General features: G+C 71.6%; 23 protein-coding genes and 1 tRNA gene. 11 read left to right on the plus strand and 13 right to left on the minus strand.

Annotated features, from left to right (window positions below):
- Nucleotides 1–11 precede the first annotated feature (11 nt).
- Entirely contained in the window at nucleotides 12–2,156 is a 2,145-nt protein-coding gene (locus tag ACFHWS_RS01965; RefSeq protein WP_416567516.1) for a HelD family protein, read from the minus strand.
- Between the two features lie 509 nt (nucleotides 2,157–2,665).
- On the opposite strand from ACFHWS_RS01965, the gene ACFHWS_RS01970 reads away from it, so the two are divergent.
- Nucleotides 2,666–3,325: a carbonic anhydrase gene (locus ACFHWS_RS01970; RefSeq protein ID WP_416556303.1), complete on the plus strand. Its 660-nt coding sequence runs from the start codon at nucleotides 2,666–2,668 to the stop codon at nucleotides 3,323–3,325.
- A 100-nt stretch (nucleotides 3,326–3,425) separates the two neighbouring features.
- Here the strand turns inward: ACFHWS_RS01970 and ACFHWS_RS01975 are convergent, their stop codons facing one another.
- Entirely contained in the window at nucleotides 3,426–3,755 is a 330-nt protein-coding gene (locus tag ACFHWS_RS01975; protein WP_278170518.1) for a hypothetical protein, read from the minus strand.
- Nucleotides 3,756–4,149: 394 nt separating this feature from the next.
- Here ACFHWS_RS01975 and ACFHWS_RS01980 point away from each other — a divergent pair, with 394 nt between their 5' ends.
- Nucleotides 4,150–4,641, plus strand: a complete 492-nt coding sequence (locus ACFHWS_RS01980; protein WP_416556304.1) for a DUF3145 domain-containing protein — start codon at nucleotides 4,150–4,152, stop codon at nucleotides 4,639–4,641.
- Between the two features lie 93 nt (nucleotides 4,642–4,734).
- On the plus strand, nucleotides 4,735–6,474 hold the full coding sequence (locus ACFHWS_RS01985; protein WP_416556305.1) for a glycoside hydrolase family 3 protein: 1,740 nt from the start codon (nucleotides 4,735–4,737) through the stop codon (nucleotides 6,472–6,474).
- Between the two features lie 84 nt (nucleotides 6,475–6,558).
- Here ACFHWS_RS01985 and fabF read toward each other — a convergent pair whose 3' ends face one another.
- From fabF to ACFHWS_RS02010, 5 genes are all read right to left on the minus strand, one after another.
- Nucleotides 6,559–7,785, minus strand: coding sequence for a beta-ketoacyl-ACP synthase II (fabF, locus tag ACFHWS_RS01990; RefSeq protein ID WP_416556306.1), 1,227 nt, complete (start codon nucleotides 7,783–7,785; stop codon nucleotides 6,559–6,561).
- The gene (locus ACFHWS_RS01995) at nucleotides 7,782–8,021 is read right to left on the minus strand and encodes an acyl carrier protein (RefSeq protein ID WP_123602866.1); all 240 of its coding nucleotides are present in this window, start codon (nucleotides 8,019–8,021) and stop codon (nucleotides 7,782–7,784) included. Before ACFHWS_RS01995 ends, fabF begins: the two co-directional genes overlap by 4 nt.
- Nucleotides 8,022–8,107: 86 nt before the next feature.
- Complete coding sequence (locus ACFHWS_RS02000; RefSeq protein ID WP_416556307.1) at nucleotides 8,108–9,052, minus strand: beta-ketoacyl-ACP synthase III; 945 nt, start codon at nucleotides 9,050–9,052, stop codon at nucleotides 8,108–8,110.
- A 38-nt stretch (nucleotides 9,053–9,090) separates the two neighbouring features.
- The gene (locus tag ACFHWS_RS02005; RefSeq protein WP_416567517.1) at nucleotides 9,091–10,296 is read right to left on the minus strand and encodes an acyltransferase domain-containing protein; all 1,206 of its coding nucleotides are present in this window, start codon (nucleotides 10,294–10,296) and stop codon (nucleotides 9,091–9,093) included.
- A gap of 137 nt (nucleotides 10,297–10,433) precedes the next feature.
- A complete protein-coding gene (locus ACFHWS_RS02010) occupies nucleotides 10,434–11,636 on the minus strand; it encodes a PucR family transcriptional regulator (protein ID WP_416567518.1) in 1,203 nt (400 codons plus the stop codon).
- A gap of 58 nt (nucleotides 11,637–11,694) precedes the next feature.
- On the opposite strand from ACFHWS_RS02010, the gene ACFHWS_RS02015 reads away from it, so the two are divergent.
- Both ACFHWS_RS02015 and ACFHWS_RS02020 read left to right on the plus strand, forming a co-directional pair.
- A complete protein-coding gene (locus ACFHWS_RS02015) occupies nucleotides 11,695–12,387 on the plus strand; it encodes a phosphatase PAP2 family protein (protein WP_416567519.1) in 693 nt (230 codons plus the stop codon).
- Entirely contained in the window at nucleotides 12,387–12,632 is a 246-nt protein-coding gene (locus ACFHWS_RS02020; protein ID WP_416556311.1) for a hypothetical protein, read from the plus strand. Before ACFHWS_RS02015 ends, ACFHWS_RS02020 begins: the two co-directional genes overlap by 1 nt.
- Before the next feature lie 35 nt (nucleotides 12,633–12,667).
- Here the strand turns inward: ACFHWS_RS02020 and ACFHWS_RS02025 are convergent, their stop codons facing one another.
- Complete coding sequence (locus ACFHWS_RS02025; RefSeq protein ID WP_278170509.1) at nucleotides 12,668–13,315, minus strand: hypothetical protein; 648 nt, start codon at nucleotides 13,313–13,315, stop codon at nucleotides 12,668–12,670.
- Between the two features lie 267 nt (nucleotides 13,316–13,582).
- Here ACFHWS_RS02025 and ACFHWS_RS02030 point away from each other — a divergent pair, with 267 nt between their 5' ends.
- Nucleotides 13,583–14,155 carry a copper resistance CopC family protein gene (locus ACFHWS_RS02030; RefSeq protein WP_416556312.1) on the plus strand — a complete coding sequence of 191 codons (573 nt, stop codon included), beginning with the start codon at nucleotides 13,583–13,585 and terminating at the stop codon, nucleotides 14,153–14,155.
- 16 nt (nucleotides 14,156–14,171) lie between these two features.
- On the opposite strand, the gene gltX is transcribed toward ACFHWS_RS02030, so the two are convergent.
- On the minus strand, nucleotides 14,172–15,605 hold the full coding sequence (gene gltX, locus ACFHWS_RS02035) for a glutamate--tRNA ligase (protein ID WP_416556313.1): 1,434 nt from the start codon (nucleotides 15,603–15,605) through the stop codon (nucleotides 14,172–14,174).
- Between the two features lie 190 nt (nucleotides 15,606–15,795).
- Between gltX and ACFHWS_RS02040 the strand changes: the two genes are divergently transcribed.
- Nucleotides 15,796–16,266: an SRPBCC family protein gene (locus tag ACFHWS_RS02040; RefSeq protein WP_416556314.1), complete on the plus strand. Its 471-nt coding sequence runs from the start codon at nucleotides 15,796–15,798 to the stop codon at nucleotides 16,264–16,266.
- 73 nt (nucleotides 16,267–16,339) lie between these two features.
- On the opposite strand, the gene aceE is transcribed toward ACFHWS_RS02040, so the two are convergent.
- The 4 genes from aceE to ACFHWS_RS02060 form a co-directional block, all read right to left on the minus strand.
- Nucleotides 16,340–19,102, minus strand: coding sequence for a pyruvate dehydrogenase (acetyl-transferring), homodimeric type (aceE, locus tag ACFHWS_RS02045; protein ID WP_416567520.1), 2,763 nt, complete (start codon nucleotides 19,100–19,102; stop codon nucleotides 16,340–16,342).
- Between the two features lie 145 nt (nucleotides 19,103–19,247).
- On the minus strand, nucleotides 19,248–19,652 hold the full coding sequence (locus ACFHWS_RS02050) for a YjbQ family protein (RefSeq protein WP_199757666.1): 405 nt from the start codon (nucleotides 19,650–19,652) through the stop codon (nucleotides 19,248–19,250).
- Nucleotides 19,653–19,737: 85 nt separating this feature from the next.
- Nucleotides 19,738–20,535 carry an ABC transporter permease subunit gene (locus ACFHWS_RS02055; RefSeq protein ID WP_416556316.1) on the minus strand — a complete coding sequence of 266 codons (798 nt, stop codon included), beginning with the start codon at nucleotides 20,533–20,535 and terminating at the stop codon, nucleotides 19,738–19,740.
- Nucleotides 20,522–21,433 (minus strand): ATP-binding cassette domain-containing protein, encoded by a 912-nt coding sequence (locus tag ACFHWS_RS02060; protein ID WP_416556317.1) that lies wholly within the window; start codon nucleotides 21,431–21,433, stop codon nucleotides 20,522–20,524. The genes ACFHWS_RS02055 and ACFHWS_RS02060 overlap by 14 nt, the downstream gene beginning before the upstream one ends.
- 407 nt (nucleotides 21,434–21,840) lie before the next feature.
- Between ACFHWS_RS02060 and ACFHWS_RS02065 the strand changes: the two genes are divergently transcribed.
- The 4 genes from ACFHWS_RS02065 to ACFHWS_RS02080 all read left to right on the plus strand — a co-directional run bounded on the left by ACFHWS_RS02065 (nucleotide 21,841) and on the right by ACFHWS_RS02080 (nucleotide 25,507).
- Nucleotides 21,841–24,204 (plus strand): transketolase C-terminal domain-containing protein, encoded by a 2,364-nt coding sequence (locus ACFHWS_RS02065; RefSeq protein WP_416556357.1) that lies wholly within the window; start codon nucleotides 21,841–21,843, stop codon nucleotides 24,202–24,204.
- A 109-nt stretch (nucleotides 24,205–24,313) separates the two neighbouring features.
- The gene (locus ACFHWS_RS02070; RefSeq protein ID WP_123602854.1) at nucleotides 24,314–24,751 is read left to right on the plus strand and encodes a DUF3052 domain-containing protein; all 438 of its coding nucleotides are present in this window, start codon (nucleotides 24,314–24,316) and stop codon (nucleotides 24,749–24,751) included.
- A gap of 14 nt (nucleotides 24,752–24,765) precedes the next feature.
- Nucleotides 24,766–25,230, plus strand: coding sequence for a peroxiredoxin (locus ACFHWS_RS02075; RefSeq protein WP_416567521.1), 465 nt, complete (start codon nucleotides 24,766–24,768; stop codon nucleotides 25,228–25,230).
- Nucleotides 25,231–25,435: 205 nt separating this feature from the next.
- A tRNA-Val gene (locus ACFHWS_RS02080) sits at nucleotides 25,436–25,507 on the plus strand.
- Nucleotides 25,508–26,230: the final 723 nt, after the last annotated feature.

Consider the following 26,230-nt stretch of genomic DNA (forward strand, 5'->3'; position numbering starts at 1 on the left):
TAGACTAATGCTCACATAGCAATATGTGCAGTCGACTCCGGGTCGAGGCCGATGGTGACCAGCCGCTGCGTCGCCCGGGAGAGCGCGACGTAGAGCGTGCGCACCCCGGCCTCGGACTCGGCACGGATCTCCTCGCCGGCCACCAGCACCACCGCGTCGTACTCCATGCCCTTCGCCTGCAGGCTCGACACCACCTGTAGCCGGGAGGTCGTCAGCTCGCCGAGCCAGCCGGCGACCTCGTCCCGCCGGGCCACCGCGGCGATGACGCCGACCGTCCCCTCCACGGCGGCCAGCATCTCGGCGGTCGCGGTACGGACGGCAGCCGGCAGCACCGCCGCAGCTACCCGGTCCCGGCGCGGCGCCACCCCGGTCGATCGGACCGCCGTCGGCAACGGGGCGTCCGGAGCGACCTCGCGGATCACCTCGGCGGCCAGTTCGAAGATCTCCGCCGGGTTGCGGTAGTTCGTGGTCAGCTGGAACTCCCGCTGCGGCCGCCGCCCCAACGCCCGGTCCCGGGCCTGGGCGAGCTCGGCCGGATCTCCGGTCCACGCGGTCTGCGCCGGATCTCCGACCACTGTCCAGGAGGCGAGCCGGCCCCGGCGCCCGATCATCCGCCACTGCATCGGCGACACGTCCTGTGCCTCGTCGACCACCACGTGGGCGTACTCCCGGTAGTCGGCCGGCCGCTCCCGGGCGGCGGCACGGGCCGCCCGGTCCCGGTCGGCGAAGGTCGTCACCTCACGCACCCCGCCGGCCATCTGGAACGGATCCCGGTGCCGGCGGCGGGGCTGGGGTGGCCGGCCGAGCAGTTCGTCCAACTCGTCCAGCAGCGCCACGTCCGCGATCGTCAGCCCGTTGTCCGCCAGGTCACCGAACGAATCGGCCAGCACCGTGATCTCGGCCGGGTCGAGCACTCCCCGCGCGTACCGACGCAGCCGGTCCGGCCGAGCCAGCCAGCCCAGCACGTGTCGCGGCAGCAGCCGGGGCCACCAGGCCCGCAGGAAGTCCCGAAAATCGTCCCGGTCCGACAACTCGTCCTCGAACTCGGCCTGGCCGGGCAGCCGGGCCGGGGCCACCAACTGCCGGGCCTGCGCCCACAACGCCTCGAACAACCCGTCGATACCGGCCCGCCGGACCTCGTTGCGCCGTGCGCCCCGGGGCAGCGCGCGGGCTCGGATGCCGTCCAGCTCCGGGCCGCGCAGCCGCAGCAACTGCCCCCGGTAGAGCAGGCGTAGCTCGGTCGGCCCGTCCGGTACCGCGTCACGTACCGCCCGTTCCAGTACCCGCCGCATCCGTAGTGACCCCTTCAGCACGGCGACCGCCGCTGGATCCGTCCGGGTCGCCGACACTCCCGGTGGCAGCGACCCCAACGACCTCAGGGTGGCGCTCTCCTCGCCCAGGGCCGGCAGCACCGCGGCGATGTACTCGACGAAGACACCGGTCGGGCCGACGACCAGGATGCCGCCGCCAGCGAACCGGCTCCGGTCCGAATAGAGCAGGTACGCCGCCCGGTGCAGCGCGACCGCGGTCTTGCCGGTGCCAGGGCCGCCCGAGACGATCGTCACCCCGGTGGCGGGCGACCGGATCGCCTGGTCCTGCTCCTGCTGGATGGTGGCCACGATGTCGCGCATCCCACGTCCCTTGGCCTGGGCCAGGGTGGCCAGCAGCGCGCCGTCGCCGACCACCCGCATCCCGGCCGGCGCGGCCGCCGGATCGAGCAGATCGTCGGAGACGCCGGTGACCCGCTCGCCCCGGGACTGGATGGTGCGCCGCCGCACCACGCCCCGCGGTCGGGCCGGCGTCGCCTGGTAGAACGCGGCGGCGGCCGGGGCACGCCAGTCGATCAGCAGCGGCTCGGCCCGCTCGCCGCGCACGCCGAGCCGACCCACGTGCAACACCGCGCCGTCGCGTAGATCGAGCCGGCCGAACACCAGCCCTTCGTGCTCGGCGTCGAGCAGATGCCGCCGCCGGGCCGCGTGGAAGACCATCGCGTCGCGCTCCACCAGGGCGCCGACGTTGCCCACCCGGGCGAGGCGGTAGCCGTCCCGCTCGGCGCGTACCGCGTCCTGGCGTAGCTGCGCCAACCGGGCGTAGACCCGGTCGACGTGCCGCTGCTCGGCGGCGATTTCTTGGTCCAACGTGGTGGCGTCGGTCAACGCTGCGGCTCCTGGGCGAGGGCGGGCCGGCCGGGGCAGGGCGGCCGGTCCGTCGGCGGACGGTCACGGCGCCGGGCAGCGACGGCGGAGCGTGGTGACCCCGTCACGTGATCGGACCCGGCAGCCTAACGACGTTACCGTCCGCGCGCCAGCCCGGTGCCGGCTCCCGGGGCACCCGGCGACCGCGCTCCGCCCTGCCGAGCCCGGATGGGGTCGCCAGGTGCCGCACCTGGCCAGCACGCCGGCTCCGGGCACCTCGTAGAGCCGGACCAGCCGGGCGACCGGGCGCCAGTTCCGCAGCGCCCGGGCCGCTCGACCGCCCGCGCAGCACCGCTCCGTCCGGTAGCCGGACGCTGAACTTCTGAGGCCTGCCCACCGTTCGTCACCGCCGCCGATGTCGCTGGCGGTCCCGACTTGGACGCACCCCGGTAGGTCGGATCTGGAACCAGCACGGTGAGAAGACTCGCAACTGCCTTCCCGACCGGCCAGTAGCACGCCACGCTGCAACCATGTCGTCACCGTCGTTCCCGATGCCGGACTCCCGGGCACCGCGTCCGTCCGGCCCGCCACCACCCGATCACCCCGGCCCGGCCGAGGCGCTGGCTGAGCTGCTGGCCGGCAACCAGCGCTTCGTCACCGGACGACCACGGCACGGTCACGACGTGTCGGCGGCTGCGGCCAGCGCGGCGCTCGGCGAGCAGCATCCGATCGCGTTCGTGCTCGGCTGCATCGACTCGCGGGTGCCGCTGGAGGCGATCTTCGATCAGAACTTCGGCTCGATCTGCGTCGGACGGTCCGGCGCTCAGGTGCTGGACCAGGCGATCGTCGGGTCGATCGAGTTCGCCGTCGGCGCGTTGGGTGTGCCGTTGGTCATCGTGCTCGGACACGAGCGGTGCGGAGCGGTGGCGTCGACCATCAGCGCGCAACGCACCGGCAGCCGCCCGGCCGGCAGCATCGGGTACCTGGTGGAGCAGATCGCTCCGGCGGTGACCGAGGTCGGTGTCGGGCACCCCGACGTGCAGCCCCTCGCAGTACGGGCCAATGTGCGGCGGACCGTGCATCGGCTGCGGCAGGTGGAGTTGCTCGCCGCGGCGCTCGCGGACGGGCGGATCGACGTCACCGGCGGGGTCTACGACCTCGGAAACGGTCAGGTGGAACTGCTCAACTGAGCAGCCACCGCCACCACCAGCGACGGAAACGGCCCCGCCGGGCGTGTCGCCCGGCGGGGCCGTCCAAGGTCCGGGTCGTCGCCGACCCGTCAGATCATGCTCAGGCCTCGAAGACCCCGGCCTCGACGAGCCGCTTCTCGGTCAGCTCCCAGCCGTGACCCGGGTGGGCGGCCGCCAGCGCGTTGATCTCCAACCGGATCTTCGCGGCGTGGCCGGCACCGGCCAGCGACCGGATCTCCTCCACGAACGCGTCCGAGTCGGTACGCAGGTGAGCGGTCTTCCCGTTGGTGAGGTTGCGGACATAGGCGTGCTTGCCGCCGTTGAGCGGGATCAGGTACTTGAACTCGCCGAGGACGCTCAGGGCACCACCCTGACCGGCCTGGCCGGCGCGGACTGACGCGCGCGCGGTCTTGGAGGTGTTGCTCGCCACGGGGGGACTCCCTTGCAGGACTGACGGTACGGACAGGACTGGTGGTACGGGCAAGTCTGGTGGTACGGGCAGGGCTGGCGGTGCGGCTGATCACACGAACGGGTTCGTTGGGTGTCGGGCATACGCCGCCCTCATCTTACCGGACGGCTGGCCGCAGATCGGCTCGGCCACCTTGCGCTCGGCCATGGTTTCCGGCCGACCAGCAGGGACAACGACGCACCCGGAGCCGGCATTCCCAGCGGCGGGGCGGACCCGAGGAGTCGGGCGGCGACAATTTCCGTGACCAGTTCGCCGATTAACTGGCGCATCACCCGTCACACCAGTCATCATTGGTCCCACCGCCCGGTGGTCGAGGTCGTAGGGGAAGACGCACCTCGCTCTCCGGGAGGTCACCGTGCCAACGCGTGGCGTCGTATACGTCCACTCGACCCCGCTCGCCGTGTGCCCTCACGTCGAATGGGCGATATCGCGCGTCCTTGTCGCGCCGGTAAACCTGCACTGGACCGCTCAGCCGCTTGATCCGAACGGCCGACGTGCCGAGTGCAGCTGGACCGGCCGGGCGGGGACCGGGGCCGAGCTGGCCGCTGCCCTACGACAGTGGCCGATGACCCGCTTCGAAGTCACCGAGGAACCCAGCCCGGGTGCCGACGGGGAGCGGTTCATGCACGTACCCGGTCGCGGCCTGTTCCGGGCCACCATCGGGGCGGCCGGGGACATCCAGCTCGGCGAGGACCGGATCCGGGCGATCATCGCGGCGTCGCCGGCTCCCGAAGCGGTCGCGCACGCCCTCGACAAGGCGATGGGCACCGCCTGGGACACCGAACTCGAGCCGTACCGGCACGCCGGTGAAGGAGCGCCGGTGACTTTGCTCACCCGGGTGGGCTGACCCGGTCACCGGGTGAGAGACCCGGCCGGGTGAGCCGGGCACGAACCTACGCCAGCCGGCCACGGGTTGCCGCCGCGACCGTAGCCTGATGGGATGGCCGGTGTGCTCCCCTCACCCCGCGTAACCATCGCCTCCGTTCTGCTGGCTATCCTCGGTGTCACCAGCGGCTGCGCCGGACCCGGCGACCGGCCTGAAGCCAGCACTCCCAGCAGTCCAAAAGGCCCTTCCGGCGAACCGAAAGCCAGCCCTGCAGCGTCGCCGGCCGCCCAGCTGACCGCGACTCTCAGTGACGAGGACCTGGTCGGTCAGGTGCTGATGCCGTACGCGTACGGAGCGTCCGCGACCGAGGTCTCGCCGGGGTCGGCGGCCGGTAACCAGCAGCTCGCCGGAGTCGACACCCCGGCTGAGATGATCGACCGTTACCGGGTCGGTGGCCTGATCCTGGTCGGCTTCTCGGCCGACGACCCGACCGGCAGCAACCAACCCACCACCAACGTCGACAGCACCACCCAGGTGCGGGAGCTGACCACCGGGCTGCAGGACGCCGCCGGGCGGTTGCCCGCCGCCGAGCTGCCCGACGGCGTCGGCGAGCTGCCGCTGCTGATCGGCACCGACCAGGAGTTCGGCATCGTCACCCGGATCAACCAGGGGGTGACGCTGCTGCCCAGCGCGATGGCAGCCGGTGCGGCCGGGCAGCCGGAGCTGACCGAGGCGGCCTGGCGGGCGGCCGGTACCGAACTCGCGGCGCTCGGCGTCAACGTCGACTTCGCGCCGGTAGCCGACGTCCTCGGGGTGAACAGCACGGTGATCGGCTCCCGGTCGTACGGCGCCGACCCGGACGCGGCAGCCGGACAGGTCGCCGCCGCCGTCCGCGGCCTGCAGGCGGCCGGCGTCGCGGCCACCCTCAAGCACTTCCCGGGGCATGGCCACACCGCTGTCGACTCCCACGGCGACCTGCCCGTGCTCGACCAGGACCGGACCGCTCTCGTCGCCGCCGACCTGCCGCCGTTCGTGGCCGGCATCGACGCCGGCGCCGGCCTGGTGATGTCCGGACACCTGGACGTCGCGGCGGTCGACCCGGGGGTGGCGGCGACGTTCTCCCGCAAGGTCCTCACCGACCTGCTCCGCGGCGAACTCGGCTTCGACGGGGTGGTGGTCACCGACGGGATGAACATGGCGCCGGCCCGCGTGTTGTCGCCCGGCGACGCGGCCGTCGCGGCGATCAACGCCGGGAACGACCTGATCCTCATGCCGCCGGACGTGACGGCCGCATACGAGGGTCTGCTCGCCGCGCTGCGCGACGGGTCACTGCCCCGGGCGCGACTTGTGCAGGCGGTCACCCGGGTGCTGACCCTCAAACAGCGGCTCGCCGAGGAGCCCACCCCGCCGATGACGGTGCTCGGTGCCGAAGACCACTACGCAGCCGCCCGGCGGTTGGCCGCCGCCGCCGTTACCCAGGTGCGTGGGAACTGCGCCGGGGTCGACGGGCCGGTGACCGTCACCGCCTCGGGTGGCCGGGAGCGTACCCGGGCGCTGTTGATCGAGGAGTTGCGCGCCGCCGGCGTCGAGGTGGTCGGCCAGGGCGGTACGGTCGTGCACCTGGTCGGCTACGGCGACGGCCCGTCCGACCTGAACGTCGACGCGGCGGTGACTGTTGCCATGGACACCCCGCACCTGCTTGCCGAGGCCCGGTCCGCGACGTTGCTGGCCACCTACTCCTCGAGCCCGGCGTCGATGTCCGCGCTGGCCGACGTACTGCGGGGTGCCGTACCGGCGCCCGGCCGGTTGCCGGTGCCAGTGTCCGCCCTGCCCGCCACCAGCTGCACCGGCTGACAACGCGCGTCGACCAGGCGCCAGCGGCGCTCCGGCCGTGGCGGGCCGGAGCGCCGCCGGCTGTCGTCGTGACCCGGTCGGCTATCAGACCCGGGTGAAGACGAGCGCGACGTTGTGCCCACCGAATCCGAACGAGTTGTTCAACGCGGCGGGTACGTCCATCGGTCGAGCCTTCTGCGCTGCCACGTCGAGGTCGAGCTGGTCGTCCGGGTCGTCCAGGTTGATTGTCGGCGGGACGACGCTGTCGCGGATCGCCAGGATGGTGGCGATCGACTCCAACGCGCCGGCCGCACCCAGCAGATGGCCGGACATCGACTTGGTCGCGGTCAGCACCGGGTGGTCGCCGATCGCTTCGCGTAGCGCCACCAGCTCGGCGAGGTCGCCGGCCGGGGTCGAGGTGGCGTGCGCGTTGACGTGCACGATGTCGCCGCCGGATGCTCCGGCGTCGGCGAGGGCCAGCCGGATCGCCCGGGCCGCGCCGAGCCCTTCGGGGTGCGGCTGCACCATGTCGTACCCGTCGGAGGTGAGCCCGGCCCCGGCGAGCCGGGCGTACACCCGGGCGCCGCGGGCCGCCGCGTGCTCGGCCCGTTCCAGCACCACGACGCCGGCACCCTCACCGAGGACGAACCCGTCGCGGGCCTTGTCCCATGGTCGCGACGCCCGTTCCGGGTCGTCGTTGCGGGTGGACATGGCCCGCATCGCGGCGAAACCGGCGATCGGCAGGCCGTGCACCACGGCCTCGGTGCCGCCGGCCATCACCACGTCGGCCCGGCCGGCCCGGATCATGTCCAGGCCGAGCGCGATCGCCTCCGCGCCGGTCGCGCAGGCGCTGGCGACCGAGTGGACGCCGGCCTGCGCACCGAACTCCAACCCGACCCAGGCGGCCGGGCCGTTGGGCATCAGCATCGGTACGGTGTGCGGCGACACCCGTCGGGGCCCGGAGGCTTCCAGGATGTCGTCCTGGGCGAGCAGGGTGAGCGCGCCGCCGATGCCGGAACCGATGCTGACGCCGAGCCGTTCCCGGTCGACGCCGGCGTCGTCCAGCCCAGCGTCCGTCCACGCCTCACCTGCGGCGATCAGCGCGATCGCCTCGGATCGGTCCAGCCGGCGCAGCTTGACCCGGTCCAACCGTTCGGCGGGTTCGGACGCCAACTCGGCGGCGATCCGGACCGGCAGCTGCGCGGCCCAGTCGTGGGTGAGCTTGTCGACTCCGGACTTGCCGTTGAGCATGGCATCCCAGGTCGCCGCGACGTCCCCGCCGAGCGGGGTCGTCGCGCCGAGCCCGGTGACGACGACGTCGACCATCGTCACGCCTGCGTCTCGATGTAGGCGACCGCGTCGCCGACGGTCTTGAGGTTCTGCACCTCGTTGTCCGGGATCTTCACGCCGAACTTCTCCTCGGCGGCCACCACGACCTCGACCATGGAGAGCGAATCGACGTCCAGGTCATCGGTGAACGACTTGTCGCCGGCCACGTCGTCCGGGTTGACCCCGGCGACCTCTTCGAGGATCTCGGCGAGGCCGGCGGTGATCTCGTCACGGGTCATGGGTTTCTACTTTCCTCTCGGTTGAACCAATGATGCCTGCCGGATCGGCGGGCGGCCCGCTCCACCTCGGAGCGGGCGGTAGGAGCTTACGGGCAGCGGACGACCTGCCCGGCGTAGGTGAGTCCACCGCCGAAGCCGAACAGCAGCACCGGGGCGCCGGACGGGATCTCCCGCCGCTCGACCAGCTTCGACAGCGCCAACGGCACACTGGCCGCCGAGGTGTTTCCGGACTCGACGATGTCCTTGGCGACGACCGCGCCGGGCATCCCGAGCCGCTTGGCGATGCCGTCGATGATCCGGGCGTTTGCCTGGTGGGGGACGAAGGCGGCGATTTCCGTCGGGTCGACCCCGGCGCGCTCGCAGGCCTGCAGGGCCAACGGGGCGAGCGCGGTGGTCGCCCACCGGAACACCGACTGGCCCTCCTGCTCGATGTACGGCCGCCAACCCTCGATGCGTACCGCGTCGCTCTTGTCCGGAACCGAGCCCCAGACCACCGGTCCGATCCCGGCCGGCTCGTTGCCGCCGGTGGCGGTGACCACGGCGGCACCGGCGCCGTCGCCGAAGATGATGCAGGTGGAGCGGTCGGTCCAGTTGGTGAAATCGGAGAGCTTCTCCGCGCCGATGACGAGGGCGTTGCGTGCGGCACCGGCCCGTACGGCGTGGTCGACGGTGCCGAGCGCGTAGCTGAAGCCCGAGCAGGCGGTGTTGATGTCGTACGCGCCTGGGGCGGTGATGCCGAGCCGGGCCGCGACCCGGCAGGCGACGTTCGGGCTGCGGTCGATGGCGGTGCAGGTCGCTACCACCACCAGGTCGATGTCGACCGCGGTGAGGCCGGCGTTGGCCAGCGCCTTCTCGGCCGCCGCCGAGGCCATGTCGGCGACGGTCTCCGAGTCGGCGATCCGGCGGGTGACGATACCGACACGGTCCCGGATCCAGGCGTCGTCGGTCTCCACCAGTTGGGCGAGTTCGTCGTTGGTGACCACCCGGGAGGGCTGGTAGTGCCCGAGTGCCACGATCTGCGATCCGGTCATGGTTGCTGCCTTTCCCGGCGCGCTGTCGGGGCGCGCGCTCACAGTGCGGAACCGCTGATCCGGGCCAGCGGCTGGCCCGGTGCGACCGGGTCGTCGTGGTGGGCGAGCCATTCGGTGAGCACACCAGCGTCGTGTGCGGCGACCTCGACCGGACCCTGCCGGGTGGTGACGTGTCCGATGATCTGACCGGCGGTGAGCGGGTCGCCCTCGGCGAGTCCGGCAGCTGGTTCGAAGGTGCCGGCGCTGGCCGACACGACGATCCGGAACTGCCTGGTGGGCTCGTGGCTGGGGGCCATTCCGTGCCGGGCGATCAGGGCCCGCGCCGCAGGCAGGTCGTCCGGGGTCTTCAGGGTGACGATCTCCGGCACGCCGCGGTCCTTGAACTCCCGCTTGACCAGACCGGCGAGGGTGCCGGCCGGTGGCAGCTCCAGTATTCCGGTGACACCGAGGTCCGCCAGGGTGTGCATGCACAGATCCCAGCGCACCGGTGCGGTCACCTGCCGGACGAGGCGTTGCAGCAGTTCCCGGCCGTGGTCGACGGCCGCGCCATCCAGGTTGGACAGCAGAATTCGGGTGGGGTCGGCCGGGATGATCCCGGCGGCGACGCTCGCGAGCGCCTGCTCGGCCGGGGCCATGTACGGGGTGTGGAACGCCCCGGCTACCTGCAGCACCGCCACCCGGACCCGGGCCGGCGGCTCGGCGACGAACTTCTCCAGTTGGCCGGTGGCTCCGGCCACCACGATCTGACCGGCTCCGTTGTGGTTCGCCGGGTGCAGTCCGTGACGGTCGATCGCGGCCAGCACCTCGTCCCGGTCGCCGCCGAGCACGGCGGCCATCCCGGAGGGTTCCAGCGCGCAGGCGGCGGCCATCTCCCGGCCCCGGACCGCGGCCAGCGTGATGGCCGACTCGGCGGGCAGGACCCCGGCCAGCGACGCGGCGGCGAGTTCGCCGACGCTGTGACCGGCGACGACGGCGACGTCGTACAGCCCGCCCCGACGGTGCCCGGCCGGTAATCCGCCAGGCAGGTGTTCGGCGGCGAGCAGGGCCGCGGCGACCAGCAGCGGCTGGGTGCGAGCGGTGTCCTTGATCTCGTCGGCGTCGGCGGTGGTGCCGAGGTGCACCAGGTCGACCCCGGCGAGCGCGGACCACCACCGCAGGCGGGCCTCGGCGCCGGGCAGGTCGAGCCACGGGGTGAGGAAGCCGGGCTTCTGGGACCCCTGGCCGGGGGAGAGTACGGCGAGCACGGCTATGACTCTTCCTGATACCCACGGGTCACTTGGGTGCGCTGAGATACCAATCCGCACTACCGCCGTTGGAGGATTCCTACAAATATCGTCGGATGTGCACGTCTTTTGCCCGCAAATGTTGCTCGGAAGCGCGTTCAGTCAGGCGAGGTGCGCAGCAGCGGCGGGGGATCCAGCCGGCCGATCGCCAGGGCCATCTGCAGCGCGTACGCGTCGCGGGCGGCGAACGGCGACAGCCCGGTCACCTCACCGATGCGCCGCATCCGGTAACGCACCGTGTTCGGATGTACGAACAGTGCCCGCGCTGTCGCCTCCAGCACGGCCCCGGCGGCGAAGAACGCGTCCAGGGTCTCCAGCAGTTGCCCGCCGGCCCGGACCAGGGTTCCGTACACGTCGCGGCGCAGCCGACGGCGGGCCTCGGGATCACCGGCGAGGGCCCGCTCCGGCAGCAGACCGGTCGCCGCGACCGGGCGGGGCGCCGCCGGCCAGGCCGGCGCCGCTCGGTATCCGGCCAGCGCCGCCCGAGCCGACTCGGTCGCCTCGTCCAGGCTGGCCACCATCGGTCCGACCACCACCGGGCCGGCGCCGAACGCGCTCAGCAGCTTGCCGGTCGCCGCCGCGGGATCGGCCGCCCCGCCCAGCACCACCACCAGCCGGTCATTGTGCACGCCGCCGATCGTCTCCACCCCGATCCGCCGGGCGGCCCGGTAGACGATCTGCAGAACCGCGCTGACCTCGCCGCCCGGTGACCGCCCCACCACCACCGACACCGGCGAGGCATCGGTCCAGCCCAGCGCGGCGGCCCGGCTGGCCAGCACGTCCGACGAGTCGCCGCGCAGCAGCGCGTCGACCAGCAGCGCCTGCAGCCGGGCGTCCCAGGCGCCGCGCGACTCCGCCGCCCGCGCGTACACCCGGGCGGCGGCGAAGGCGATCTCCCGGGAGAACCGCAGCACCGCCTCGCGCAGCAGCGACTCCTCGCCGGTCGCGGCCAGGTGCGGCACCTGCGCCTCGACCACGTCGATGGTGACCTTGATCAGGGCGACAGTGTGCTGCAGGCTGATCGACCGGGCCAGCGCCCGCGGCGCCGCGGCGAAGACCTCGTCGGAGACCTCCTGCGGGCTCCCGTTCGCGCCGCCACCGTCGCGCAGCCACTCCACCAGGGACCGCACCCCGGCCTGGGCGATCACCATCACCCAGGAACGCTGGTCGGCGGGCAGCTCCCGGAACCAGGGCAGGGTCTCGTCCATCCGGGCCACGCTCGCGGTCGCCAGTGCCCCGGCCGACCGCTCGATACGACGCAGGGTCGCGGTGAGCCCGGCGTCGTTGCGCTTGGTCGCCACCCCGTCAGGGTGTCACGGCCAGCGGGCACGCCCGCGCCGGCCGTGCCAACATGTGCTGATGATCGCCCGTCCGCCGCTGGTCGTACCGCTGCTGGCCCTGCTCGTCCTCGCGGCGCTGACCACCGGTCTGGTGGTGGCTCCCGCGTTGGTCGCCCGACTGGACGCCCCGGTGACCGACGGGCTGCGGGCCTACGCCGCCGACCGGCCGACGCTGGTGGCGGTCCTGCGGGCCGCCACCGATCTGGCGGCGACGCTGTCGTTCCTGGCCGTCGGAGTCGCCGCGACCACCCTGTTCGCCCTGCGCCGGGACCGGCCCCGGGCCTGGTTCTGCGCGACGGTGACCGTCGCGGCCCCGGTCAGCTGGCAACTGGGGCAGTGGCTGCTGCACCGGCCCCGCCCGGCGGACGGCTTCGTGACGATCGCCGCCAACGGCTTCCCCAGCGGGCACACCACCAACGCCGCGGCTGCGGCGTTCGCGGTCGTCCTGCTGGTCTGGCCCGGGGTACGGCGTACCGGGCGGTTGCTGGTGGCGGTGCTCGCCGGAGCTGGCGCGCTGTTCATCGCGGCGACCCGGCTGGTGCTGCTCGCGCACTGGCCGGTCGACGTGATCGGCGGCGCCTTGGCGGCGGTGACGGTGGTGGCGCTGGCTGCCCGCCTCTGGTCACCACGGGCGGGGGGGCCGGCGGCGGCCGGCCTGGTACCTGGCAAGGTGTCGTCTCGGGACGGCTCGTGCGAGGTGAGGAGTTCGTGATGGCGTACCTGGGGGCTGGCCACAGCGGCGGCGTCGAGCGGGACCATCCGGGGGAGCGGGACCAACCGTCACCCGGTCGGACGTTGACCGGGCAGGGAACCGGCCGGGGCGGCCCGGCCGACCCGCGGCCGCCGTCGACCTGCTGCGCGGGGCAACGGGGCTGGGCGAGCGCGCACCGTCACCTCGGGGTCCGGCCGAACTCCCGGGTGGTACGTCGGGAACGCCCGCCGCACCGCTGGTGCTGACACGGCCCGGCCGGTCACCTGCACGGCCCGGCCGGTCACCTGGTCCGGCGGCGTACCAGCAGGGCGATCCCCGCGATACCCAGGGTGATGCCGACTACCACGGCGGCGTTGAGCATCATGACCTGTCGCAGGTCGGTGAGCATCTTGTCGATGTCCTCACCTGGGTTGAGCGCGTCCTCCGGGATCACCCGTTCACCGCCGCCGATGCCACCGCTGATGCTGTCCGGGCGGGCCGGCAGCGGTGCGCCGGCCGCCCGCAGCGTCTCGGACATCGTCAGCCGGCCGAAGAACCAGCCGGCCGTGGTCTTGCCGTCACCGGGCTGCTCCGCCGGTCGGAACGCGCGCGGGCCACCCTCGGCCAGCGGATACAGCTCGTAGGTGCGGTGTGGCTCGTCCGCCACCATGACCACGACCAGGTACTTCGGGCCGAGGTCACCCGGCTCCGGGGAACTGGTCTGACCCGGTCCGGTGAGCCAGCTGACCTGGCTCAGCACGGCCGCGAACAACTCGGCGTCGGCGTCGGCGTGCACGGCGAGCGGCTCCGGCAGGTCGTCACCTTCGATGGTGACGGTCGTTGGTGCAGGTGGTGCCGCGTACACCCGGTTCGCCGACAAAATGGACGTGCCGAATGCCAGGAGCAGCGCACCGGCCGCTAAGAGACGGCTGGCTGCCCGCTGTCCCATGGTCAACTCCCTCGCCCCGCGGAGGTCAGGTCCCTAGTCGATGTGCTCACTACCCGATGGCTGCCCGACGTAATCAGCGGCGGGCGGGGGCGCGGACCCTCACTGTGAGAGACTCCGCATGACCCTGGACGGTTGCACCCGCTGGACGGATTTTTCGGGAACTATCGACGACCGGTGACCGACCAACCAGGGAGGTCGGCCGATGGCGGCCCGGTACGTTGTCTGGCGACCGATCGTATCGGGCGATCGCAACAGGTGGGGGACAGGGTGGTACGCGTACCAGGGGTGTTGCTCGCGGTGTTCGTCGGGATGCTCGCGGTGCTGCTCGGGGCAGCACCGGCCCAGGCGCACAACGTGCTGACTGGGAGCGATCCGGCTGACGGCGCGGAGCTTGCGCAGGCACCCGAGACGGTCCGCCTCACCTTTCTGGCCAATCTCAACCAGGAGCAGACCGAACTGAGTGTGACCGGTCCGGACGGCGCTGCGGCGTCCACCGGGGCGCCCGTAGTGGACGGCAAGGCGGTGAGCGTGCCGTTCCGTCCCGGACCCGTCGGCGAATACACAGTGGACTACAATGTGTTGTCTACTGATGGGCACTGGGTCAAAGGCACACTTGCCTTCACTTTGACGGTCGGTGTCGAGCCGACCGCTGATCCGTCACCGACCGGGGTGCCCAGCCCCACCGCCGCCGAACCGACACCGGAGGTGACCCCGGCGCCGACTCCGCAGGCGACCAGCTCCACCGAGTCGACGCCCTGGTGGCCGTGGCTGGTCGGTGCCGTCGTCCTGCTGGTCGCCGTGGCGGCCGGAGCGTTCTTCGTCCGCCGCCGTAGCACCTGACCTGACCGTCGCAGCGTCAGTCGAGCCGGGCGCGCGCGTCGCGCAGCCGACGCAACGTGCGCTCCGGCCCGAGGACTTCCAGCGACTCGAACAGCGGTAGCCCGACGGATCGGCCGGTCACCGCGACCCGTACCGGTGCCTGGGCCTTGCCGAGTTTGAGGCCACGACCGGCGCCGACCTGCTCCAGGGCCGCCTTCAACGGCTCGGCGGACCAGTCCGGCAGCGCCGCGAACGCGGCGATCGTCGCGTCCAGCAGGTCGGCCGAGCCGTCCTTCATCGCCTTTGCCCACGCGGCGTCGTCGATCACCGGGACGTCGAGGAAGAGGAAATCGACGTTGGCGACGATCTCGCTGAGTACGGCGATCCTGGTCTGAGCGAGCGGGGCGACCGCCGCGAACGTCGTCGGGTCGTAGTCGGTCGCCCGCCACGGCGGCGGCGCGATACCGCTGCCGGTCGGCGCCGGTGCCGACGGAGTCCCGGTCAGCCAGGGCTGGCAGGCAGCGATGAAGTCTTCGACCGGCAGCGCCCGGATGTACTCGCCGTTGAAGGCGCGTAGCTTTCGCTCGTCGAAGAACGCCGGGGACGGGTTCACCCCCTCCAGCCGGAACTCTTCCTCGATCACCGACCAGGGCACGATCTCCCGGTCGTTGCTCGGCGCCCAGCCGAGCAGCATCAGATAGTTGCGCATCGCGTCGGCGAGGTACCCCTCGTCGCGGTACGCCTCCAGCGCCACCTTGTCGCGGCGCTTGGACAGCTTCTGGCGTTTCTCGTTGACGACCACCGGTACGTGCGCCCAGACCGGTGGCTTGACCCCGAGTGCTGCCCAGAGCAGTTGCTGTTTCGGGGTGTTCGGCAGGTGCTCCTCGGCGCGGATCACATGGGTGATCCCCTGGGAGATGTCGTCGACCACGTTGGCCAGCAGGAAGACCGGTGAGCCGTCGCCCCGGGCGATGACGAAGTCCTCGATCAACTGGTTCTCGAACGTCGGCTCGCCGCGGATCAGGTCGACGACCGTGGTGCTGCCGGTGTCCGGAGTGCGGAACCGCAGGGCCCGTCCAGCACCGGCGTCGAGACCCCGGTCGCGGCAGAACCCGTCGTACCCGCGGTACTCGCTGCCGGTGCGGGCCTGCACGTCGGCGCGGGCGCAGTCGCAGTAGTAGGCACGCCCGGACTGGTGCAGCCGGTCGGCCGCCGCGCGGTGCTCGCCGGCGTTGGTCGACTGGAAGTACGGCCCCTCGTACGAACCACGACGGATGCCGATCCAGTCCAGCGCGCTGAGGATCCCCTCGATCCACTCGGGGCGGTTGCGGGCCGCATCGGTGTCCTCCACCCGAAGTACGAACACGCCCCCGTGCTGCTTGGCGTAGATCCAGTTCTGCAGTGCTGACCGGGCACCGCCGACATGGAACATACCGGTGGGGGATGGGGCGAAGCGTACGCGTACCGTCACGGCCCCAGCCTACGGGCGGCCGATCCCCGCCCGACGGCCAGGTCCGGTCACTGCCGTTGGCTCCGGTCGGCCCCGGTCGGCGTGCGGCGGTCGCGGTGCCGGCCGGGCGAACAGCGAAGTCTGCACCTTTTGTGGAGAATGTGATTTAGGCTGCGCCTGTCAGGACGAGCAGGCAGAGACAGGCAGGCAGATGATCCTCATCGAACGCAGCGGACGGGCGGAGGCCCCGATCGACACCGTCTGGGAGGTGGTCGGGCAGGCCGCGTTGCTGGCGGACTGGCTCGCCGGCGTCCGCCAGGCCGAGGTGATCGGCGGCGACATCCGCCGGATGCGGGTGCACACCTCGGACGGCGCCGCCGCGGACGCCGAGGTCATCGAGTTCCAGCCGCCCAAGCTGATCGCCTGGCGGGAACGCGCCGCCGGCCCCGGCCTGCGAGCCGAGGCCCGTACCGAGGTGCAGGTCGAACTCACCCCGGAGGGGGACGGCACCGCCGTGCGGTTGACCGTCGTACGGTGGCCGGCCGGCCAGGTCAGCGCGACCCTGCTGCGACTCGGCAAGCACCGGGTCGGTGCCGACCTGGAGACCTCCCTGGGGCGCCTGTCCGACCTGGCCGCCGCCCGGCACGCCGCCAGCGCCGGCGACCGGACCAACATCTGCTGACCGACCCGACCGCGCGAACGGGCCCCGGCGGTCACCCGCCAGGGCCCGTCGGCCGTGGTCGGCCGTGGATCGATCAGGAGTCGCCGCCGGTCTCCCCGACCGGAGCGGCGTTGACGTCGTCGATCGCGTACTTCTTGGCGGCGCCAGTCGGCACCTCGGCCGGCACCTCGCCGCGCAACGCCAACTGCCGCAACGTCGCCACGGCCACCGACTCGGCGTCGACATGGAAGTGGCGCCGCAACGCGTGCCGGGTGTCCGACAACCCGAACCCGTCGGTGCCCAGCGAGGTGTAGTCGCCCGGAATCCACCGGGCGATCAGATCCGGCACCGCCCGCATCCAGTCGCTGACCGCGACCACCGACTGCGGTGCGTCGGCCAGCGCCGTGCGTACATGCGGAACCCGCGTCTCACCGCCCAGGTTGAGCAGGTTGTGCTCCTCGCAGGCCACCGCGTCCCGACGCAGCTCGGTCCAGGAGGTCACCGACCACACGTCGGCGGCCACCCCCCAGTCCTCGGCGAGCAGCTGCTGCGCCTTGAGCGCCCACTGCATACCGGTGCCGGAGGCGAGGATCGTCGCCCGGGGCGCTTCGCCGCCGTCGGCCCGGCTCACCTGCGGTGCCGCCGCGTACCGGTAGAGCCCCTTGAGCAGGCCCTCCACGTCGAGCCCGTCCGGCTGAGCCGGCTGCACGATCGGCTCGTTGTACACCGTCAGGTAGTAGAAGATGTTCTCCGGCGACTCTCCGTACATCCGGTGCAGGCCGTTCTCCACGATGTGGGCGATCTCGAACGCGAACGCCGGGTCGTAGGCGACCACCGCCGGGTTGCTTGCGGCGAGCAGCTGCGAATGACCGTCCTCGTGCTGCAGGCCCTCGCCGTTGAGCGTGGTCCGCCCGGCGGTGGCCCCGAGGACGAAGCCGCGGGCCATCTGGTCGGCCGCCGCCCAGAACGCGTCACCGGTGCGCTGGAAGCCGAACATCGAGTAGAAGATGTACAGCGGGATCATCGGCTCGTCGTGGGTGGCGTACGACGTGCCGGCGGCGGTGAACGACGCCACCGACCCGGCCTCGTTGATCCCCTCGTGCAGGATCTGCCCGGCGGTCGACTCCTTGTACGACAGGAACAGCTCCCGGTCCACCGCGGTGTACTTCTGCCCGTGCGGTGAGTAGATCTTATGCGTCGGGAACAGCGAGTCCATGCCGAACGTCCGCGCCTCGTCCGGGATGATCGGCACCCACCGCTTGCCGAACTCGCGGTCCTTCATGATGTCCTTGAGTAGCCGGACGAAGGCCATCGTGGTGGCGACCTTCTGCTTGCCGGAGCCGCGTTTGACGTCACTGAACCGCTCACTGCCCGGCACCGCCAGCGGGCGGGCGGCGGTGCGCCGGGTCGGCACGTACCCGCCGAGGGCCTTGCGGCGCTCCTGCAGGTAGGTCATTTCCGGGGAATCGTCGGCCGGGCGCAGGTACGGCGGGAGGTACGGGTTGGCTTCCAACTGCTCGTCCGGCACGTCCAGGTAGAGCCGGTCCCGGAAGGTCTTCAGGTCGTCCAGGGTCAGCTTCTTCATCTGGTGGGTGGCGTTGCGGCCCTCGAAGTGCTCGCCGAGCGTCCAGCCCTTGATCGTCTTGGCCAGGATCACCGTCGGCTGGCCGGTGTGCTCGGTCGCTGCCTTGTACGCCGCGTACAGCTTGCGGTAGTCGTGTCCGCCGCGCTTGAGGTTCCAGATCTCGTCGTCGGACAGCCCTTCGACCATCTTGCGGGTACGCGGGTCGCGGCCGAAGAAGTGCTCCCGTACGTACGCGCCGGACTCGGCCTTGTAGGTCTGGTAGTCGCCGTCCGGCGTGGTGTTCATCAGGTTGACCAGCGCGCCGTCGGTGTCCGCGGCGAGTAGCGGATCCCACTCCCGACCCCAGACGACCTTGATCACATTCCAGCCGGCACCCCGGAAGAACGCCTCCAGCTCCTGCATCACCTTGCCGTTACCGCGCACCGGGCCGTCTAGCCGCTGCAGGTTGCAGTTGATCACGAAGGTGAGGTTGTCCAGCTCCTCGCGGGCGGCCACCCCGATCGCGCCGAGCGACTCCGGCTCGTCCATCTCACCGTCGCCGAGGAACGCCCACACATGCTGGTCGGAGGTGTCCTTGATGCCCCGGTGCTGCAGGTACCGGTTGAACCGGGCCTGGTAGATGGCGTTGATCGCGCCGAGGCCCATCGAGACGGTGGGGAACTCCCAGAAGTCCGGCATCAGTCGCGGGTGCGGGTACGACGGCAGGCCGCCGCCGAGCCCGGCGTGCGACAGCTCCTGCCGGAAGCCGTCGAGGCGCTGCTCCGACAGCCGGCCCTCGACGAAGGCGCGGGCGTACATGCCGGGGGAGGCGTGCCCCTGGAAGAAGATGTGGTCACCGCCGCCGGGGTGCTGCTTGCCACGGAAGAAGTGATTCATCCCCACCTCGTAGAGGGACGCCGCGCTGGCGTACGTGGAGATGTGGCCACCGACGCCTATCTCCGGCCGCTGCGCGCGGTGCACCAGCACCGCGGCGTTCCACCGGATGTACGCGCGGATCCGCCGCTCGATCATCTCGTCGCCGGGGAACCAGGGTTCGCGTTCCGGCGGAATCGTGTTGATGTAGTCGGTGGTGGTCAGTGGCGGCACCCCGACCTGACGCTCCCGAGCCCGTTCGAGCAGGCGCAGCATGACGTAGCGGGCGCGTTTGGCGCCGCGTTCGTCGATCACTCCGTCGAGTGACTCGACCCATTCGCTGGTTTCTTCAGGGTCGATGTCCGGAAGCTGGCTCGGCAGGCCGTCGCTGATCACCGGGCGCTTGCGTTCCGTGGCCACAGGCGTTCCCTCAGTTGTGTGTGGGATAGGTCTCTGCTGACCATCCTGCCCCCTGGAGGCCGGTTGCGTCACGTGCGGTCGCCATAGAGGCGATCTGGGACACAGGTACCAGACGGTAACTTCGACCGGCTCCGGGCAGCGCGGGTCAGCCGGCGAGGAAGGAGAACCGGACCTTGCGGTCGGCGTTGTCCCCGTTCGGGTCGACCAGACAGACCGACTGCCAGGTGCCGAGAGCGAGCCGGCCGTCGAGCACCGGCAACGTCGCGTACGGGGCGACGAACGCCGGCAGCACATGGTCCCGGCCGTGCCCGGGCGAGCCGTGCCGGTGCTGCCAGCGGTCGTCGGTGGGCAGCAGCTGGTCCAGGGCGGTGAGCAGATCGTCGTCGGAGCCAGCACCGGTCTCGATGATCGCGATGCCGGCGGTGGCGTGCGGTACGAACACGTGCAGCAGCCCGTCGCCGCGTCCGGCGACGAACCGCCCCGCCTCGGCGGTGATGTCGCGCACCACGGGCCGGGAGCCGGTCCGGATGGAGATCACGTCGGAGTCCATGCCTGCCAGTGTGGCAGCCGGGTCGGTCCGGCCGGGTGGGCACGGCAGGTGCCGCATCCACCCGACCGGCCAGCCGGCGGAATCCTCACACGGCGATGTCGCGGCGGGTGAAGCGCCAGGTGCCGACTGCGACGCAGACCGCGGCGAAGCCGGCGAGCAGCAGTACGCCGCCGACCTGCACCCCGTTCACCAGCGGATCGCCGGCGAGGTACCAGTGGAACGGGGAGACGTGGCGGGCCCACGCCAACGCGTCGACCTGGGGCAGGACGGCGTTGGCGAGGTAGCCGAGCACGGCGACCGCCGCGCCGCCGCCGAGCGCCGTCGCCCGGCTGCCGGTAGCGGCCCCCACGCCGTACGCCAGGGCGGCGAACGCGGTGCCGAACAGCACCAGATGCAGGGTCATCGCGGCCAGCGCAGCGACCCCGACGGCGGTGAACTCGGCCGGACCACGGATCGCCACCAGCGCCAGCCACAGCAGCGCCCCGGTGAGCACCAGTCCGACCACCAGCGCGGCGAACCGCTGGAGCGCGGCCCGCGCCCGGCTGACCGGGTGGGCGAGCAGCAGGTCCAGCGACCCGGCCTCCTCGTCACCGGCGATCGCCCGGGCCCCGGCGGCGATCCCGAACACTGCAACGAGCAGGGGGATGAGCAGCCCGTAGACGGCGCTGCCGAGATAGCCGGCAGGGCTGGTGACGTCGTCGAAGTTGAGTACCTCCAGCATCCCTTCCGGATACGCGGCCAGCGCATCCGCCATCTCCGGTGTCTGCATGGTCGGCCAGAACGCGGCGTACATGGTGCCGACCGCTGCGATCGACACCGCCCAGCCCAGCATGGACCGGCGGTTGTCGCGCAGCGCTTTGGTGAACGGGTTACGCAGCAACACCGTCGGTCTCCGTCCGCTCGTAGTAGGTGAAAAAGAGGTCCTCCAGGTCGGGCTCCTCGGCCAGGAAACTGACGACGGTGTGCCGGCTCGCCGCCTTGATCAGCGGATCGGCTCGCCCGTCGAGCCGGCAACTGAGCCGGTTGTCGCGCACCACGACGTCGCTGAGCCCGGGAACCATCGCGAACTCGTCGACCGGCGCCGGTGCGTCGAAGACGATCTCGATCCGGCGTACCGCTCGTTCCCGTAGGTCCTCGACCCGTTCGACGGTGATCAGCCGGCCGTCGCGGATGATGCCGACCCGGTCGGCGGTCTGCTGCACCTCGCTCATCACGTGCGATGACATGAAGACGGTCTGCCCGGCGGCCTTAGCCTCACGGACCATCGCGACGAACTCCTGCTGGAGGAAGGGGTCCAGACCGCTGGTCGGCTCGTCGAGGATGAGCAGCTCGGGGGAGTGCATGAAGGCCTGCACGACGCCGACCTTCTGCCGGTTGCCCTTGGACAACCCTTTGATCCGCCGACCGAGGTCGAGGTCGAGCCGGTCGGCCAGCTCTGCGATCCGGGCCTTCGGCACGCCGCCGCGCAGGTTACCCAGGTAGGTGAGGAGTTCGTGGCCGGTCTGCCGGCCGTCCACGATGAAGTCGCCGGCCAGGTAGCCGATCCGTCGGCGGAGCGGGACACCGTCGGCGTGCGGGTCGAGCCCCAGCACCCGCACGGTGCCGCTGGTCGGGCGGATCAGATCCAGCAGCAGCCGGATGGTGGTGGACTTGCCGGCCCCGTTGGGGCCGAGGAACCCGTACACCTCGGCGGTCTCGACCTGTAGGTCGAGACCGGTAAGGCCGCGGTTACGGCCGTAGGTCTTGATCAACTGCTCGGTACGGATGGCCGGGTCAGCCATCGGACCTCGCCTCCTTGACTCGGGTTGTCGACGCTGCGCCTCGAAGCGTTTGACGATCAACGGCTGTGACGATCAACGGCTGTGACGATCAACGGTTGTTACGAACGTTCAGAACGTACTGAACCTTATGCTATCCGCCGCCCGCAAGTGACCCCCCTGGCGGCGCGGCTGCGCTGCCGTGTCCAAGCCGCGCCTGGCGGCGCGGCTGCGCTGCCGTTTGCCGGGCTGCCGCGTAGCATCGCGACCATGACCTCCCCGGCCACCAGCGGCGCTGCAGTCTGCCCCGACCCGGCCCAGTGGCGGCCCGTCCGCCGCCCGGTGGCCGCGCCTGGCGGGCGTCGGTAATGCTGTCCGACGTGACCACCCCGCAGGACCTCGACGAACGGTTCCGCACCGCGGTCGCCGCGATGGACACCGCGCCGGACCGACGGGCACCCGAACAACCGGTACGCGACGGCACCCTGCTCACCGGGCAGTCCGCGCTGGCGCTGTTCGACGCCCAACTCACCAGCCGCCATCTCGACCTGGCCAAACGCTGGCTGCGCAGCTTCGGAGAAGGTTTCTACACGCTCGGCTCGTCCGGCCACGAGGGCAACGCGGCGCTGGCCGCTGCCGTCCGGGTGACCGACCCGGCGCTACTGCACTACCGGTCCGGTGGCTTCTACTGCGCCCGGCTCGCCCAGGCCGGCCTCGCCGCCGGCCACGAGCCCGGCGTCGAGCCGGGCCTTCGCTCCGACGCGGCCGACCCCGTGGCCGGCACCGACGCTTGCGCACCCGGCACCGACCCGGTCACCGACGCCGCCTGGGACGTGTTGCGCGGCGCCGTCGCCTCCGCCTCCGACCCGACCACCGGCGGCCGGGGCAAGGTGTTCGGCAACACCGCGATCAACGTCGTGCCCACCGCCGGCACCGCCGGCGGGCACCTGCCCCGGGCGGTCGGGACCGCGCTCGGCATCGACCAGATGCGCCGGATGGTGCCGACCGTCCGGCAACGTCAACCAGGGCTGGCCCGGTCAGCCGCAGTCGGCCGGCCGTACCTGGAACCCCGGCTGCCCTGGCCGGACGACGCCATCGTGGTCTGCAGCTTCGGCGACGCGGCAGTTAACCACGCCGCCGCCACGTCGGCGTTCAACACCGCCGGCTGGGCCGACCACGCGGGGCTGTCCACGCCGGTGCTGTTCGTCTGCGAGGACAACGGACTGGGCGGCAGCGTACGGTCGCCGGACGGCTGGGTCGCCGAGACGCTGCGCTGCCGACCAGGACTGCGGTACTTCGCCGCCGACGGGTGCGACCTGGCGGCCACCTACGACGTCGCCGCCGAGGCTGCCGCCTGGGTCCGCGAGCACCGCCGGCCGGCGGTGCTGCACCTGTCCACCGTCCGGCTGATGGGGCACAGTGGCGTCGACGTCGAATCGGCGTACCGGTCGGCCGAGGAGATCGACCGCGACGTCGCCCGAGACCCGCTGGTCGGCAGCGCGCGGTTGCTGGTCGCCGCCGGCCTGGCCAGCCCCGACGAGATCATTTCCCGGTACGACGAAGTCGGCTGGCAGGTGCGCAAGGTCGCCGAGGAGGTCATCGGGGAGGCCAAGCTCGACACCGCCGGACAGGTCGTGGCCACTCTCGCCCCGCGCCGGCCGATCCGGGTCGCCCGGGTGGTCGCCGACACCGGTGCCCGCGCGGCCGGAGCGGCGGCCACCACCCGCGCCACCACCCTCGGCACCCGGCTGCCGGAGGAACGCGGGCCAATGACCCTGGCCCAGACGATCACCGCAGCGCTCGCCGACGGTTTACTGGCGTACCCGGCGATGACCGTGTTCGGTGCGGACGTCGCCGTCAAGGGCGGCGTGTACGGCGTCACCGCCGGGCTGCAGGATCGGTTCGGCGTCCACCGCGTCTTCGACACCACCGGCGACGGCACCACGATCCTCGGCATTGGACTCGGCGCCGGGCTGGCCGGTCAGTTGCCGGTACCGGAGATCCAGTACCTGAGCCACCTGCACAGCGCCGAGGACCAGCTGCGCGGTGAGGCCGCCGCGCTGCAGTTCCTCTCCCGGGGCGGCTACCGCAACCCGATGGTGCTGCGGGTGCCCGGTCTGGCCTACCAGGAGAGCCTCGGCGGACATCTCTACAACGACAACTCGCTTGCGGTGCTGCGCGACATCCCCGGCCTGGTGCTGGCCGTGCCGGCCCGGGCCGACGACGCCGCCGGGCTGCTGCGGTCCTGCCTGGCCAGCGCGGCGGTCGACGGCAGTGTGTGCGTCTTCCTGGAGCCCGTCGCCCTCTACGACACCCGTGACCTGCACAGTCCGGATGACGGACTGTGGCTGGCGCCGTACACCCCGCCAGGGGAGTGGGGCGCCCGGCACATCCCGGTCGGCCGGGCCCGCAGCTACTCCGTCGGCAGCGGCGAGGACCTGACGGTGATCACCTTCGGCAACGGCGTACGGATGTCGTTGCGAGTCGCGGCCCGGCTGGCCGCCGAAGGGGCCGGCTGCCGGGTCGTCGACCTGCGCTGGCTCATGCCGCTGCCGGTGGCCGACATTATCCGCGAGGCGACGGCGACCGGCCGGGTGCTGGTGGTCGACGAGACCCGCCGCTCCGGCGGGGTCGGTGAGGGGGTGCTGGCAGCGCTGGTCGAAGCCGGGTACGTCGGAGCCGCTGCCCGGATAGCGGCATTGGACACCTACGTCCCCCTCGGCCCGGTCGCCAACCAGGTGCTGGTCGGCGAAGATGCCATCACCCAGGGTGCCCGAGCGCTGCTGGCACGGTAAATTCCGGTGAACTCGGTGCGCCACTTGCGCCGGGCGGCACAACTGTGTGAACTACCCGCTATCGGTGTCCGACGGATACCGGCAGCTCAAGACGAGGAGGCAAGTAACAGTGAGCGCGACCGCTGGTCAGGCCGCCGACGGCGTACGGAGCCTGGCGGACCGGTTCGGCATCGAGCCGGGCATGGTGGTCATGGAGATGGGTTACGACGACGACGTCGACCAGGATCTCCGCGACGCCCTGACCGACCGCTGCGGCGAGTTGGTTGACGAGGACACCGACGAGGTCGTCGACGCGGTGCTGCTGTGGTACCGCGACGGTGACGGAGACCTGTTCGAGTTGCTCGTCGACTCGCTCGGCCCGCTGGCCGACAACGGGGTGGTGTGGCTGCTGACGCCCAAGGCCGGGCGTGACGGCCACGTCGAGCCGAGTGACATCAGCGAGTCCGCGCCCAGCGCCGGACTGCAACAGACTTCCATGGTCAACGCCGGCAAGGACTGGAGTGCCGCACGGCTGGTACTGCGCCGTGGGGCCAAGGCCAAGAAGTGAGTGAAGGAGCGCACATGCCCGTCGAGGTCGGCACGCCGGCACCGGATTTCACCCTCAAGAACCAGAACAACCAGGAGATGCGGCTGGCCGACTTCCGGGGTCGGCAGGCGGTCCTGCTGATCTTCTACCCGCTCGCGTTCACCGGCACCTGCCAGGGCGAGCTGCTGGAGGTCCGGGACAACATCGACGCCTACGTCAACGACGACGTGCAGACGCTCACCGTCAGCGTGGACTCCGTCTACACCCACAAGATCTGGGCGGAGCAGGAAGGTTTCCAGTTCCCGCTGCTCGCCGACTTCTGGCCGCACGGCGCGGTCGCCCAGGCGTACGGGGTGTTCAACGACGCCGCCGGGATCGCCAACCGGGGCACGTTCCTGATCGACATGACCGGCGTGGTCCGCTTCGCCGAGATGAACGGGCCGGGTCAGGCCCGTGACCAGGCCGTGTGGCGCAAGGCGCTGGCCGACCTGGCCAACTGACCCGCGTCACGGACAACTGACCAGCCTCCGGGCCGATTGACCAGCGTCCGACCCTGCGGGACCCGCTACCGTCCGGCGGGCCCCGCGGGCCGGGGCAGTCCGCTTGCCGGCCGTACGGTCGCCGACCGCCGGGAACTCGGTCGCGCCGCGCCGGAGACGGCAGGGTAAACTGGCCGCCGCCGGGCCGGCAGTTCTTGTGATGCCCGGGCGCGTAGCTCAGTGGGAGAGCACTCGCCTTACAAGCGAGGGGTCGCAGGTTCGAAACCTGCCGCGCCCACCCATCCCGACCAGCGACGGAGCGTCGTCGAGGGCCAGCCCGTCCGGACCTCGGTGGGGCCAGATCGACTTGCGGCCTTGACATCCAGCTGATTGATTGCCGCATGAGCCTGAGTGACGCCGATCCCCTGTTGGTGGCTGCCCGCCTGGTGCTGACTTTCTGCGGCCTCCTTCTGATCGTTCTCGGTGTCCACACCGCCGTGACGCGTCGATCACCCCTGTCCCGGCTTCGCTTCGTTCGACCGACGATGAGTCAGCGGTCTCTGCCGGTCCGCAACGGTGGGTGCCAAGCGTCGCTCGGCGCGGGTCTGCTCATCCAGCAAGTCCCGTTTCTTGTCCCGGTGCCGCATTGGCTCGGAACGGCCCTGTTCGCGGTGGCGCTGCTCGTCGTCTTCGCCGCATTGGGATGGTTCATCCTGGTTCGGCGGCAGCGGTCGTCGGGGACGGTGTCGAGGCCAGGCTCCTGTCGGCTACCGGACGCCGTCTCTGGGGCGGCGACACGTTTTCATCGTGATCCCGTTGCGGGATAAGAATCCCCCTGGGGGATCACGCTGGAACAGAAACCGGTGTCGCCTGGCGGTGGGGCTCAATGGCATCGCCGCCCGCCGGCCCGACGCGGTGCCGCCGCTGTTGGTGGCCGATACCGCCGCCGGTTGGATGCTGATGGCGGACGCGGGGGGAGACGCTGCGGTTGCCCGACCGGCGGCTCGCCACGCTGCCGGAC

It is taken from the genome of Micromonospora sp. LOL_013, assembly GCF_048060315.1.
Lineage (GTDB): Bacteria > Actinomycetota > Actinomycetes > Mycobacteriales > Micromonosporaceae > Micromonospora_E.

Excerpts from the sequence above, each read along its gene's own strand:
- ACFHWS_RS02015 (WP_416567519.1), top strand. The coding sequence starts at position 11,695 with ATGATCGCCCGTCCGCCGCTGGTCGTACCGCTGCTGGCCCTGCTCGTC.
- ACFHWS_RS02060 (WP_416556317.1), bottom strand. The coding sequence starts at position 21,433 with ATGGCTGACCCGGCCATCCGTACCGAGCAGTTGATCAAGACCTACGGC.
- ACFHWS_RS02020 (WP_416556311.1), top strand. The coding sequence starts at position 12,387 with ATGGCGTACCTGGGGGCTGGCCACAGCGGCGGCGTCGAGCGGGACCAT.
- ACFHWS_RS02075 (WP_416567521.1), top strand. The coding sequence starts at position 24,766 with ATGCCCGTCGAGGTCGGCACGCCGGCACCGGATTTCACCCTCAAGAAC.
- ACFHWS_RS01970 (WP_416556303.1), top strand. The coding sequence starts at position 2,666 with ATGTCGTCACCGTCGTTCCCGATGCCGGACTCCCGGGCACCGCGTCCG.
- ACFHWS_RS02025 (WP_278170509.1), bottom strand. The coding sequence starts at position 13,315 with ATGGGACAGCGGGCAGCCAGCCGTCTCTTAGCGGCCGGTGCGCTGCTC.
- ACFHWS_RS01985 (WP_416556305.1), top strand. The coding sequence starts at position 4,735 with ATGGCCGGTGTGCTCCCCTCACCCCGCGTAACCATCGCCTCCGTTCTG.
- ACFHWS_RS02040 (WP_416556314.1), top strand. The coding sequence starts at position 15,796 with ATGATCCTCATCGAACGCAGCGGACGGGCGGAGGCCCCGATCGACACC.
- ACFHWS_RS01995 (WP_123602866.1), bottom strand. The coding sequence starts at position 8,021 with ATGACCCGTGACGAGATCACCGCCGGCCTCGCCGAGATCCTCGAAGAG.
- ACFHWS_RS02050 (WP_199757666.1), bottom strand. The coding sequence starts at position 19,652 with ATGGACTCCGACGTGATCTCCATCCGGACCGGCTCCCGGCCCGTGGTG.
- ACFHWS_RS02000 (WP_416556307.1), bottom strand. The coding sequence starts at position 9,052 with ATGACCGGATCGCAGATCGTGGCACTCGGGCACTACCAGCCCTCCCGG.
- ACFHWS_RS02065 (WP_416556357.1), top strand. The coding sequence starts at position 21,841 with ATGGACACCGCGCCGGACCGACGGGCACCCGAACAACCGGTACGCGAC.